This window comes from Desulfovibrio sp. ZJ746 (assembly GCF_011039155.1).
Taxonomy (GTDB): domain Bacteria; phylum Desulfobacterota; class Desulfovibrionia; order Desulfovibrionales; family Desulfovibrionaceae; genus Desulfovibrio.
In genome coordinates this window covers 82,518-94,895 of sequence record NZ_JAAKEK010000005.1, presented here as the reverse complement: position 1 = coordinate 94,895, position 12,378 = coordinate 82,518, and the positions used below count along the sequence as shown (strand labels likewise).

The following is a 12,378-nucleotide window of genomic DNA, read 5'->3' as shown; positions in this document are numbered from 1 at the left end:
TCACCGGCTTTTGCGGAAATACTCGGCGATTTCGTCGAGGGTCAGGATGAAGAGGCGTTCGCCCCCCTCAAAAATGTAGAGCGCGCAGCCTTTTTTGCAGGCGTAAAGGCACTTGGCGCACTGCTGGCGCCCGCAGTACACATAGGCATCTTCGTCCGCGAGGGGAAAAACAAGGGGTGTCTTTTTGCCCTCACTGGCGACCTTGGCGTAGAAGCCGGTGAAGGTCTGCAATCCCGCCCACCGGGGTGCCTCCCCCTCCCAGAAGAGGAGGACGGCATTGGTGTCAAAGCCCCCGCGGATCTCATAGGAATAGCGGCCCGGCGCGGGGAGGGGGCAGAGTTTTTTAAGCCCCCTCCCGCAGCAGGAGGGATTCTTCCCCGCCGGGCCCAGCTCCCAGAGCAGTCGTCCGCAGGAGGGGCAGAGGAAGAAATGAGGTTCGGCCAGCAATTTCGCTGGCCTGCGGCTGACTTTGCAGCGGAGTGGGTTCACAGGGCCTCCGCCCCGAGGGCGACCGGGTCCGCGCCAGCGCATGGCGCGCGTGGGAAGGAACGCCCGCCATGCGCTGGCAATCCGTCGCTCCAGGATCTACAGGCCCAGCAATTCCTTGACCTTGGCCGTGGCGGAGGCCTGCGGCATCTCCACGCCGCCGGTCCACAGGGCGAAGGCGGCCCTGGCCTGCTCCACAAACATGGTGAGGCCGGTCACCGTCTCCCAGCCGGCGGCTTTGCTCTCGCGCAGGAGCAATGTCTCCAGCGGATTGTAGACGATGTCATAGACCAGGCCCTTGCGGCCTTCAAGCCACTTTTTCTCATAGGGGCTTTTGTCCACCTGCTCGCCCTTCATGCCCTGGGAGGTGGCGTTAATGATGAGGTCGGCATCGGGCTCCATGCGCTCGTCCCAGGGGATCGCCTTGATATGGAAGTGGTCGGCCAGGGCCTGGGCCTTCTCAAGGGTGCGGTTCGCGATGACGATCTCGGGCACGCCGAGATCCTGGAGACCGGCGATGACCGCCCGCGAGACGCCACCGGCCCCCAAAAGCAGGGCCTTCCTGAAGCTGCGCCCCTTCAGTGGCGCGAGGAAGCCGATCACGTCCGTGTTCTCTCCCCAAAGTTCCTCGCCCTTCCAATAAAAGGTGTTGATGGCGCCGATGGCCGCGGCCCGCTGGCTCACCTTGTCCACCAGCTTCATGGCCTCGACCTTGTGGGGGATGGTGATGTTGCCGCCCAGGATGGGCAAAAGGCGCACCGCCCGGAAAAAGTCCTTGAGCTTCTCCGGGGGCTCGGACCAGGCCAGATAGACGCCGGGAAAATCCACTTCCTTGAAGCCCCAGTTGTGAAGTCCGGGGCTCATGCTGTGGCCAAGGGGGTAGCCGACGATGCCGAATAACTTGGTGGGATAGCTTGCCATCTTTTGTCTCTCCTGCTGTTTATGCGGCCACGGTGTCCTTGTACACGTCCTTCAGCACAAGGCCTGCGATGGTGCCGATGAGCGAGCAGATGAAGAGGATGATGAAGGCCGTGTGGTAGGAGCCGGCCAGAGGCGTGCCCGCGGCTTTGCCGGAATTGACGAAGTAACCCATGATGAGCTGCATGCAGCCGCCGCCGCCGAAGAGCACAAAGGACCACACGCCGGCAAGGGGGCCGGCCATGCGCGCGCCAAACACGGAGCGTGTGGCGGTGTAGGCTATGGAGCTGGCCGCCACCGCGAGGCCGATAAAGAGGGTCACCAGGTAGAGGGACCAGTAGGGGAGGGATTCGGTGCAGAAGGCGATCATCCCCGCGCCGATGAGGGCCAGGATGTTCACCATGGCCATGCCGACCCTGAAGGATTTGAAAATGTGGGTGGAGATCCACATGACAATGGGGTTGCCGATGGAGAAGCCCACGGCGCCCATGGTGAGGATGGCGCCCATTTCAAGCTTGGACAAATGGTAGATGTCGGTGAAATAGAGGCCGGCCCACATGCCGTTGAAGGCGTAATGCACCGCGGCGATGGTCATGTACCAGATGGCGATGCACCAGAAATTGATGTTCTTCATGGCCTGCCCCAGCAACTGGAGCAGGGATTCCTTGGGCTCGTCGTTCTTGGGCTGGCTCGGGAGGTTGTCGGCCACGGAGTAGTCGGCCGGAGGCTGGCGGACGATGACGAAGGCGAGGACGGCCAGGACGATCATGAGGCACGCGATGGAGCCGTATGCCGTGCGCCAGCCCATCTCCTGCACCATCCAGGAGAGGGGGGCGGCGCCGATGATGTTGCCGATGCCGCCAAAGAGGAAGAACCAGGAGACGACGTTGCCGTATTCCTTCATGTTGAACCAGTTGGCGAAGCTGGTGGTGCCGGCGGTGACGACGACGGAGGTGCCGAGGCCGATCAGGATGGCGCCGAAGACGAGGAGCATGAAGGAATTGACGGAGACGAAGAGCAGGGTGCCCAGGCCGCCGAGGCCGAAGAAAATGCCCATGCAGAGCTTGGGGCCGAACTTGCTGGCCAGAAAGCCCGAAAAGAGGATGAAGACCGCGTAGCTGTAAAAGGTGAGGGAGCCAAGGGTGCCCATCTGCATGGGCGAGAGGGAGAGGTTCGAGGAGAGCTCGGGGCTAATGACGGCCATGCCCATGCGCTGGGCGAAGACGCCCAGGTACGCCAGCGCGAAGAGCGCGAAGATTATCCAGCGATAGGTTTTAGGTGGCATTGTTCAGCTCCTTTCATCGTTTGGGCCCTGCGGCGGAGGCCCCGCGCCCGGCCGGGCGCGGGGCCCGGAGATCAGTAGTCTGCCGCCGCCAGAATCTTCTGGGTGTCGTCAAAATACTCCTTCGCGCGGGCGAGGGGCGACATGTTGTAGGCATACTTCTCGTTGATGCACTCGACGGACACGGGCAGGTTCTTGGGCAGCGCCTTCATGACGGAAACGATGTCGATGGCGCCCTTGCCGGGGGACTCCCTGAGGCCGCGGGCGTGATGGATGAGCTCGGCGTTGTCAGTGGGCGGATTCAGCGCGCCGTCGCACATCTGGACGTAGGAGATGTAGCCGGCCGGCGTGTTCTTGATGTCCTCCAGGGTCGAGCCGGAGTAGTGGTAGTGCATGAGGTCAAAGACGATGCCGGCGTTGGGCTTGTTGACCTTTTTCACCAGCTCGGCCGCCTGCTTGAGGGATTTGACATAGGTGAAGGGCATGAACTCGATGGCGCAGGTGATGTTGAAGGGCGCCGCCACATCGCAGAGGGCCGCGAACTGCGCGGCCGTGCGGTTCAGGTCCTTGTCATTGCCGGCCACAAGGGCGCGGGTGGCGCCAAGGTCGGCCGCAGACTCCATGACGGGCTTGAGCGCCTCGGCCTTGAAGTCGGGGGTGAAGCGGATGATCTCGATGTCCAGCACCTTCAGGCCGGTCTCCTTCAGGCGCGCCACGGTGGCCTTGCGCACGGCGGAGTCGGGCGAGACGAGGTCATACTTCGCCTCTGTGGGGGTGGCGGGCACAAGGCGCATGCCGATGCTTGAGTAGCCGGCCTCAGCCGCGCAGGAGACGCGGTTGGGCGGGGTAAGCTCAATGAGGCTCAGGGGCGCGATGCCGATGGGATAGGTCTTTCCGGCGGCGCGGACGAGGGCGGGGCTTGCCAGGACAGCGGACATTGCCAAAGCTCCTTTGATAAAATCGCGGCGATTGCTCATTGGTCACTCCCTTGGTTAGTCGTGCTGGTATTCAGTCACGCCGTTGTGTTTGATGTTCTGCCGGGAAATGGTGATGCGCTGCACGGTGGGGGTGCCCTCCTCCAGCCACATGGCGCGGGTGTCCCGATAGAGCCGCTCCACGGGGCCGTATTCGCAGTCTTCGAAGTAGCCGATGCCCCCGAATATCTCCAGCATCTCGTCAGAGACGACCTTGGTGGTCCAGATGCTGAAGAGCTTGCACATGGCCGCCTTTTCCTCAATGAACTCGCCCTTGGGGTCTTTCTCGTAGTCCCGCGCGAAGTCATAGATCATGGTGCGCAGGGCGTGCACATGGGTGGCCATGTCCGCCAGCTTCATGCGGATCGCCTGGCGCTCGATGATGGGCTTGCCGAAGGTGACGCGATCCTTGGCGCGCTTGATGCTCAGCTCCAGCATCCGCTGGGCCATGCCCAGGTTGCTCGCCGCGATGTGCGCGCGGGACACGGAGAGGGAGTGGATGGCGATCTCAAGGCCCTGGCCCTCCTTGCCCAGCAGGTACTTTTTCGGCACGCGCATGTTGGTGAACTTCAGGCCCGTATGGCCGGCGCCGCGGCAGCCCATCATGTGCGGCATGGGGGTGAGCTCATAGCCGGGCGTGTCGCACGGCACCATGAAGGTGGAGAGGCGGTGCTCCTTGTCCGCGTTGGGGTCGGTCACGGCCGTGATGTAGGCGTAATTGCAGCAGTCGGTGTGGGAGATGAGGAACTTCTCCCCATTAAGGATGTAGTCGTCACCGTCCTTCACGGCCGTAGCCTGGATGTCGGCGCCCGTGCCGCCCTTCTCCTCGGTGACGGCCCAGCAGGTGAAGACGGAGCGGTCCTGGAAGCCGGGCATGAGCTCCTTCTTCAGCTCCTCGCTGCCGTAGTCGTACAGGGGGCGCCAGTTGAGGTCCATGGCGTAGTGCAGGTGCATGCGCATGCCGCCCGGGCCGCGGCTGAACTCTTCCTGGACGCGCAGGATCTCGGGCTCGCTCAGCCCCCAACCGCCATATTCCTCCGGCACGGAGCACCGGTAAAGATTGTTCTTGACCGCCAGGTCATAAAACTCCTGGGGAAAGACATTGGTGGTCTCGATGTCTTTCTGCATCTCCTCCAGCGGCCCTTCAGCCAGGTCGCGCACCTGTTTCAGATAGGCCTCAAATTCCGGCTTGGACAGCTTGCCCATGGATCCCTCCTTTCCTTTTATTAAGCGATGAGCCCATGTGAACTTTGTCATTAATTTCCTTTCCGTAATCAAATTCATAATAGCGCCGCAAACGTTATGAAAAATTTTTATAAACATCGCCGTCGGGGGCATATTTTCTCTCCGATAACGTTGTGAAAGAATTTATAAATCAACGTGGACTGCTTTTCCGCGGCATGAGGCGCACATCAAATCTTTTTCGCGTTCAATGGGAAAAATTGACGGATGTCCGTCCATGGCCCGCCGGAGGGGGAAAAAGCGGCTGCACAGGCCCCGGGCAGTGTTAAAGATGATGGCGACGGCCCTTCGGCCCCGTTCATGGCGCGCCAAGGGGCTTTAAAGGGCCCCTTTATGAATTCTCTCAAGAGGACGTGGAAAAATTTTCAATATTCTCCGGTCGCGGCCTCCAGGGTTCTCAAGGCAAGCAATCGCAATAATGTGATAAAATTCCCGAGGCAAAGGCCGGGCGCCGTTGCTTATCAAATTTTTCGATTTGCATGGCCTTTTCATTATCAATTTGACCTTCCCCGCGGTGCCCAGCATCATGCAAGCATGGGAACGACGCCATGCCATGGGCCGGAACCGTCCGTCTTGTGAAATAACGCGATTGACATCAAGGAGGCCATATGTCCGCTCAAAAACCGCTGGACGGCGTGAAAGTTGTGGAGCTTGCGACCTACGCCGCCGCCCCCGCGGCGGGGCGCGTCCTGGCGGACTGGGGCGCGGAGGTGTGGAAGGTGGAGGCCTTCGCGGGCGACCCCTATCGTCGCCAGGCGCCGGTCTTCAACATTCCCCTGCTCGAGGACGAGAACCTGTCCTTTGACATGACCTCCCTGAACAAGAAGTTCCTGGCGATGAACCTCAAGTCCCCGGCGGGGATGGAAGCCTTCATGCGGCTGCTTGCCGGAGCGGACGTCTTTCTCACCAGCTTCCGCCAGAAGGCGCTGGACAAGCTCGGGCTGGATTACGAGACCCTGCACCAGCGCTTCCCGCGCCTCGTCATGGGGCAGATGTTCGGTTATGGCGACCGCGGCGCGGAGAAAGACCGCCCGGGCTAGGACGTGACCTGCTATGTGGCCAGGGGCGGCATCCTCGGTTCCTTCCATGAGCGCGGCACCTCGCCCATCAACGAGCCTAACGCTTTCGGCGACTACCAGACGGCGCTCACCCTCACGGCGGGGATTTGCGCCGCCCTTTACGCCCGTGACAGGACAGGCCAGGGGGACCGGGTGGTCACCTCCCTTTTCCACCAGTCTCTCTGGGCGATGTCCGTGCCCATCATGAGCGCCCAGTATGGCAACAGGTATCCCAAGTCCAGGATGGAGGTGGCCAATCCCTTCAACAACACCTACAGGACCAGCGACGACCGGTGGATCATCATCTGCGTCCCGGACTACGACGTGTATTTTGAGAAGATGATGCGGATTTTCGGGCGCGAGGACCTGCTGGCCGACGAGGACGTGAACAGGATCGGCCATATCCTGGAGCGGAGCACGCAGCACAAGGCCATCGCCGCCATCGGCGAGGCCATGGCCAAAAGGCCGCTTGAAGAGTGGCTCCGGATTTTCGAGGAGAACGACATCCCCTGCGAAAAGGGCGCGCTCCCCTCGGAGGTGCTGGAGGACGAGCAGGCCTGGGCCATCGACGGCCTGCGCAAGGTCCGTTACCCGAGCGGCAATGAGCGCGTCATCACCACCACGCCGGTGCGCTTTGACAGCATGGGCGATCCTGAAGCCAACATCGCGCGGGAGCTGGGCGCGGACACCAGGGAGATCCTGGCCGGCCTGGGCTATGGGGAGGATGAGCTGGCGAAAATGAAGGCGGAAGGCGCCGTCACGTATCCTGACTGATCGCATTCTTAGGAGGGCATGAATCATGGATTTCAGCTTGACGGAAGAGCAGGAACTGCTGCTCGCGAGCGTCCGGGAGATGATGGAAAGGGATTTTCCCGAGTCCTACTTTCGCAAATGCGAGGAGGAGCACCGCTTCCCCATCGAGTTCATGGAGGCCATGGCCGAGAACGGCATCTCGCTCCTGGGCGTTCCCGAGGAATACGAGGGCGTGCCGGCGGACATGCTCACCCAGATGCTTGTGATTGAGGAGATAGCGGCCATGGGTGGCACCGGCTATCTGCTCACCAACGCCCTTTGCGTGCACAACATGCTCACCTGGGGCAGCAAGGAGCAGCTGGAAAAGACGGCGGCCAGCGCCCAGAAGGGCATTCCCGCCTATTCGTTGCTCTTCACCGAGCCCCAGGCGGGGTCGGACAACAATCTTCTGGCCACCACCGCCACGCGGCGGGACGGCAAGGTCTATCTCAATGGCCAGAAGACCTTTATCACCGGCGCCAGGGACTTCCCCTACATGCTGGTGCTCGCCAGGGACGAGGCCCCCAAGGACCCCAGGCGCTGCTTCACCATGTGGTGGGTTGATCCCAAGGCCAGGGGAGTGAAGATCCAGGACCTCCACAAGATCGGCTGGCACCAAATCAGCAACTGCGAAGTCTTTTTTGACAATGTGGAGCTCGAGGAAAGCGACATGGTGGGCCAGGAGGGCTATGGCTTCATCCATCTCATGAAAAATTTTGAGATCGAACGCCTCGTCATCGCCTCCTATTGCTGCGGCATGGCCCGTTGCGCCTTTGGGGACGCGGTTCGCTACGCCAACCAGCGCCAGCAGTTCGGCAAGCCCATCGGCCAGTTCCAGATGATCCAGGAAAAGATCGTGGACATGGATATAAAGATCGAGAACATGCGCGCCTTCGTCTGCAAGACGGCCTGGCAATACGATGCCGGGCAGTCCCTGCGCCTCTCCTCGGCCCTCTGCAAGCGCTACTGCGCCCGGGCCGCCGGAGAGGTCATCGATGCGGCCATGCAGGTCATGGGCGGCGCGGGCTACACGGAGGATGTGCGCATCTCGCGCCTGTGGAAGGACATCAGGATCACCCGCATGGCCGGGGGCACCGACGAGATCATGGTCTACATCGCGGCGCGGCAGATCCTGAAGGAATACGAGAACTGAGCCGGAAGCACCCGGCCAAGGATATTCAAAAGACGGATTTTCCCCTGGAGGCATGATGAACATAATTGTCTGCTGCAAAGTCGTTCCCGAGGAGCAGGACATTGTCGTGAAGGACGATGGCTCCATTGATCTTTCGCGGGCCGCCGCCAAGATCAGCCAGTATGACTTGAACGCCATAGAGGCTGCCATGAACCTGGCCGGGGAGGGCGGCCAGGTGACGGCCCTGACCGCCGGCTCGCCCAAGTGGCTGGAGAGCACGAAGATCCGCAAGGACATCCTGTCCCGCGGGCCGCACAAGCTCGAGATCATCATGGAGCCGGCCCTTGAGGGCGCGCTCCCCGACGCCACCGCCGCCCTGCTCGCTCCGGCCTGCCGGGAGATCGGCTTTGACCTGATCATCTGCGGTGAGGGCTCGGGCGACCTCTACGCCCAGCAGACGGGCCTCTTGCTGGGCGAGATGCTGGATATCCCCGCCATAAACGCCGTGAGTTCCATCGCCGTTGAAAATGGCGCCCTGGTGGTTGAGAGGGAGCTGGAGCGCGAGCAGGAGATCCTGGAAATGCCGTTGCCGGCCCTTGTCTGCGTGAGCAGCGACATCAATACCCCCAAGATCCCCACCATGAAGGCCATTCTCTCGGCGGCCAAGAAGCCGGCCAATGTCCGCGAGGGCGGCGAGGTGAAGTCCCTTTCGGAAGTTGTCTCGATCTGCGCCCCCAAGGCCGCGGAGCGCAAGAACGAAATCGTCGAGGGGGACGCCGAGGAAAAGGTGGACGCCTTCATCGCCATGCTGCGCAAAGTGCTGCAGGGCTAGGGAGTGCGGGGAACTACGGGAAGCTGTCAAGAAAACACGCGCGTGGGCGCGCCCGCACTGGCGCCCTGGCGCAAGGCCAGGCGCCCGCGCGCTTCCAGTAAATGAAAGGTGAGGCCAATGAGCGAATTTCCCACAGTGTTTGTGATTGCGGACAGCCCGGAGGCGTTCAATGAGCTGGTGCCCGCGGCAGCGGCCCTGGGCGCCAAGACGGAGGCCATATACGTGGGCGCCGACGAGGCGGCCGCGCGCAGGGCCCTGGCCCTCGGCGCGGGGCGGCTGCACGTTTCCCCGGCCCGGACGGGGCAAATTTTTGAGGATCACGCGGACACGCTGGCGGCTCTCGTGAAGGGGAGCGGCGCGGCGCTCGTCCTCATGCGCGCCGACAAGCGCGGCAGGGCCATGGCCGCCAAACTCGGCGTCAAGTTGGGCGCGGCCGTGGTCAACGACGTGAGCTCCATAGAGGAGGGCGTCTTCGGCCACATGGCTTACGGAGGTCTGGCCCAGGCCCGCGAAAAGCCCGGCTCCCCCCTTGTCATTGCCACGGTAGCGCCCGGAACCTTCAAGGCGGTGGAGATGGAGAGCGGCGACGGTGCGGTGGAGAAGCTTGAGTTCATCGAGCCCAAGCATCCCATCCGCCTGCGGCAGTCCAAGGCGCGGCAGGCTTCCTCGGCGGACATCGGCAAGGCGAAGCGCCTGGTGGGTGTGGGCCGCGGTTTCTCCAAGAAGGAGGATATCTCCCTCGCGCAGAAGCTGGCCGACGCCATCGGAGCGGAGATCGCCTGCTCGCGGCCTATCGCCGAAGGGGAGCAGTGGCTGGAGCGGGAGCGCTACATTGGCGTCTCCGGCGCCATGGTCAAGCCGGATCTCTACCTCGCGGCCGGCATCTCCGGCCAGGTGCAGCACATGGTGGGCGTCAAGGACGCCAAAACCATCGTGGTGATCAACAAGGACAAGAACGCGCCCATCTTCCGGTTCGCGGATTATGGCATCGTGGGTGATCTCTACAAAATTCTTCCGGCCTTGGCCAAGGCCCTGGGATAATTCCGGTGCGTTGCGTCCCGGGGCCGCGTGAGCGGCCCCGGAGGCGGTGTCGGCCATAGGCCCATGAGGCGCCGCGCATGCGGCATTCAGGCGGGAGGCTCCATTGTGTCTGACGACATTTTTGATCTGATCGTGGTGGGTGCCGGGGTGGCCGGCTGCGCGGCCGCCTACACGGCGGCCCGGGCCGGCCTGGAGACCTTGCTCGTGGAGCGGGGCAACTTCTCCGGCGCGAAGAACATGACTGGCGGCCGGCTGTACGCCCACAGCCTTGAGCAGCTGATGCCCGGCTTCGCGGAAGAGGCGCCCCTGGAGCGGGTGGTCACCCATGAGAAGCTGTCCTTTCTCACGAAAAAAGACGCGGTGACCCTGGAGTACGCCAGCGGCGTCCCCGAGGCCATGGCCGAGCGCTCCTACACCGTCCTGCGGGCCAAGTTCGACCAGTGGCTCTGCGGCAAGGCAGAGGAGGCCGGCGCCCAGCTCATCCCCGGCATCCGTGTCGAGGAGCTCATCATGGAAGATGGCCGGGTCTGCGGCATCAAGGCCGGGGAGGACGAGCTCAGGGCGCGGGTGGTCATCCTCGCGGACGGCGCCAATTCCCTCCTTGCCGAGCGCGCCGGCCTCGCCCGGCGCCCCGATCCCCGCCACATGGCCGTGGGCGTGAAGGAGGTGCTGGAATTCTCCCCCGAGATGATGCGCAACCGTTTTGGCTGCGTGGGCAAGGAGGGCCTGGCGTGGCTCTTCGCCGGCGACCCCTCCGACGGCCAGCTGGGGGGCGGCTTTCTCTACACCAACGAGGAGAGCGTGTCGCTGGGCCTCGTTTTCGGCCTGCATGGCGCCGCCCGCGTGCAGACGCCCGTGCGGGAGATGCTGGAGAACTTCAAAAATCATCCCGCTGTGGCCCCGCTGCTGGATGGTGGCAAGCTGGTCGAGTACTCCGCCCATATCGTGCCCGAGGGGGGCCTCGCCATGATGCCGAAGCTTGTGGGCGATGGCGTCCTCATCGCGGGCGACGCGGCGGGCCTGTGCATAAACCTCGGCTACACGGTGCGCGGCATGGATCTGGCCATAGCCTCGGGGCGGCTCGCAGCGGAGGCCGTCATCGCCTGCCATGAGAAGGGCGAATACTCCGCGGCGGCCTTGCAGGCGTATGAGCGCCTCCTGGATGCGTCCTTCGTCATGCAGGATCTGCGGCTTTACCGCAAGCTGCCCGAGGCGCTCAACAATGAGCGCCTGTTCACCGCCTACCCCGAAATGGCCAGCGGGCTGATGCGCGAGATGTTCACCGTCAACGGCCCCGGGCGCCCCCTGCGGTCGAAGCTCTGGGGCCACGCGCGGAAGGCCGGCGCGATGAATCTGCTTAAAGACGGGATCCGCTTCATGGGGGCCATATGAGCAAGGTCAATGTCGATGAGAAGCTCGGGGCGAACAAGTTCTTTGTGGACGAGGGGGAGGCCCATATCCGCCTGAAGGCCGATCCTGACCCCGCGGTCTTCGCCCTGCTGGAGATCGCCTGCCCCGCCGGCCTGTACAAGAGGGACGAGGCCGGGGCTTTCCACTACGATTACGCCGGCTGCCTGGAATGCGGTGCCTGCAGGATTCTGGGCATGGGATCGGCCCTCGAGAAATGGGACTATCCCCAGGGCACCATGGGCGTGGAATACCGCCAGGGCTAGGAAATGATCCGCGAGGAGGCCCCGTGCCTTTTCCGCATCCAGGCGCCCTTGCCGGGCAGCCCGCTCAAGGCCGTCAACGCGTGGCTCGTCCGCGGGCCGCGCCGGAGCCTGCTTGTGGACAATGGCTTCAACCTGCCTGAGACGGAGGCCGCCCTCCTTGACGCCTTGTCGGCACTGGGCGTGGACAGGCGAAGGCTGGATTTTTTCCTCACGCATTTGCACAGCGATCACTGCGGGCTCACTCCGCGCCTGGCCACCGCGGAGTCGCGGCTTTTCTGCGGCAGGCGCGATGGCGAGCGGATAAACGCCTTCATCGCCGATGCGGACCTGTGGCCCAGGAGCCTGGCCGCACTGGCGGGCCTTGGCTTTCCGGCCCGGGATTTGGAGCTTTTGGCCGCGTCCCATCCAGGGCGCGCCCATGCCCCCAGGGAAGTGATGGATTTCATCTGGACGCGGGAAGGGGATGAGCTGGCCTATGGGCTTTACCGCTTCCGTGTCGTGAATGTCCCGGGGCATACCCCCGGGCACCAGGCCCTGCACGAGCCCGGGCGGGGCATCCTGATATGCGGGGACCATATCCTGGCGGCCATCACCCCCAACATCACCCGGTGGGAGGGAGTAGAAGATTCCCTTGGTGATTACCTCGCCAGCCTGCGGAAAGTGGAGCGCCTGGACGTGACGCTCTGCCTCCCCGGGCATCGGGACATCATCACCGACCCCCGGGCCAGGATAAGGGAGCTGGAGCGCCATCATGAGGCGCGCCTCGACGAGCTGCGGGCCATCCTGGCGAAGATGCCGGGGGCGAGCGCGTGGGAGGCGGCCAGCAGGATGCAGTGGAAGTTGCGGGGCTCATGGGAGGATTTTCCCGTGGCCCAGAAATGCTTCGCCGTGTCCGAGGCCGCCGCGCACATGGATCATTTGCGGCTTTTTGGGGTGGAATGAAGGCGC

General features: G+C 63.2%; 11 protein-coding genes and 1 pseudogene. 7 read left to right on the top strand and 5 right to left on the bottom strand.

Features of this window, described 5'->3' with window-relative positions; genetic code table 11:
* From G7Y54_RS08905 to G7Y54_RS08885, 5 genes are all read right to left on the bottom strand, one after another.
* Positions 1-489 carry a hypothetical protein gene (locus G7Y54_RS08905; RefSeq protein ID WP_165078963.1) on the bottom strand — a complete coding sequence of 163 codons (489 nt, stop codon included), beginning with the start codon at positions 487-489 and terminating at the stop codon, positions 1-3.
* A gap of 96 nt (positions 490-585) precedes the next feature.
* Positions 586-1,407 (bottom strand): shikimate dehydrogenase, encoded by an 822-nt coding sequence (aroE, locus tag G7Y54_RS08900; RefSeq protein ID WP_165078962.1) that lies wholly within the window; start codon positions 1,405-1,407, stop codon positions 586-588.
* A gap of 19 nt (positions 1,408-1,426) precedes the next feature.
* Entirely contained in the window at positions 1,427-2,689 is a 1,263-nt protein-coding gene (locus G7Y54_RS08895; protein ID WP_165078961.1) for an MFS transporter, read from the bottom strand.
* 71 nt (positions 2,690-2,760) lie between these two features.
* A complete protein-coding gene (locus G7Y54_RS08890; RefSeq protein ID WP_165078960.1) occupies positions 2,761-3,624 on the bottom strand; it encodes a sugar phosphate isomerase/epimerase in 864 nt (287 codons plus the stop codon).
* Positions 3,625-3,678: 54 nt separating this feature from the next.
* Entirely contained in the window at positions 3,679-4,866 is a 1,188-nt protein-coding gene (locus tag G7Y54_RS08885) for an acyl-CoA dehydrogenase family protein (RefSeq protein WP_165078959.1), read from the bottom strand.
* Positions 4,867-5,510: 644 nt separating this feature from the next.
* Between G7Y54_RS08885 and G7Y54_RS12660 the strand changes: the two are divergent.
* The 7 genes and pseudogenes from G7Y54_RS12660 (at position 5,511) to G7Y54_RS08850 (ending at position 12,372) form a co-directional block, all read left to right on the top strand.
* Positions 5,511-6,734, top strand: a pseudogene (locus tag G7Y54_RS12660) (CaiB/BaiF CoA-transferase family protein).
* Between the two features lie 25 nt (positions 6,735-6,759).
* On the top strand, positions 6,760-7,905 hold the full coding sequence (locus G7Y54_RS08875; protein WP_165078957.1) for an acyl-CoA dehydrogenase: 1,146 nt from the start codon (positions 6,760-6,762) through the stop codon (positions 7,903-7,905).
* Positions 7,906-7,960: 55 nt separating this feature from the next.
* Positions 7,961-8,716, top strand: a complete 756-nt coding sequence (gene fixA / locus G7Y54_RS08870) for a putative electron transfer flavoprotein FixA (protein ID WP_165078956.1) — start codon at positions 7,961-7,963, stop codon at positions 8,714-8,716.
* 117 nt (positions 8,717-8,833) lie between these two features.
* Complete coding sequence (locus G7Y54_RS08865; RefSeq protein ID WP_165078955.1) at positions 8,834-9,757, top strand: FAD-binding protein; 924 nt, start codon at positions 8,834-8,836, stop codon at positions 9,755-9,757.
* Positions 9,758-9,862: 105 nt separating this feature from the next.
* Positions 9,863-11,149, top strand: coding sequence for an FAD-dependent oxidoreductase (locus G7Y54_RS08860; protein ID WP_165078954.1), 1,287 nt, complete (start codon positions 9,863-9,865; stop codon positions 11,147-11,149).
* Positions 11,146-11,430, top strand: coding sequence for a ferredoxin family protein (locus G7Y54_RS08855; RefSeq protein ID WP_165078953.1), 285 nt, complete (start codon positions 11,146-11,148; stop codon positions 11,428-11,430). The genes G7Y54_RS08860 and G7Y54_RS08855 overlap by 4 nt, the downstream gene beginning before the upstream one ends.
* Before the next feature lie 3 nt (positions 11,431-11,433).
* Positions 11,434-12,372, top strand: a complete 939-nt coding sequence (locus tag G7Y54_RS08850) for an MBL fold metallo-hydrolase (protein ID WP_165078952.1) — start codon at positions 11,434-11,436, stop codon at positions 12,370-12,372.
* Positions 12,373-12,378 lie beyond the last annotated feature (6 nt).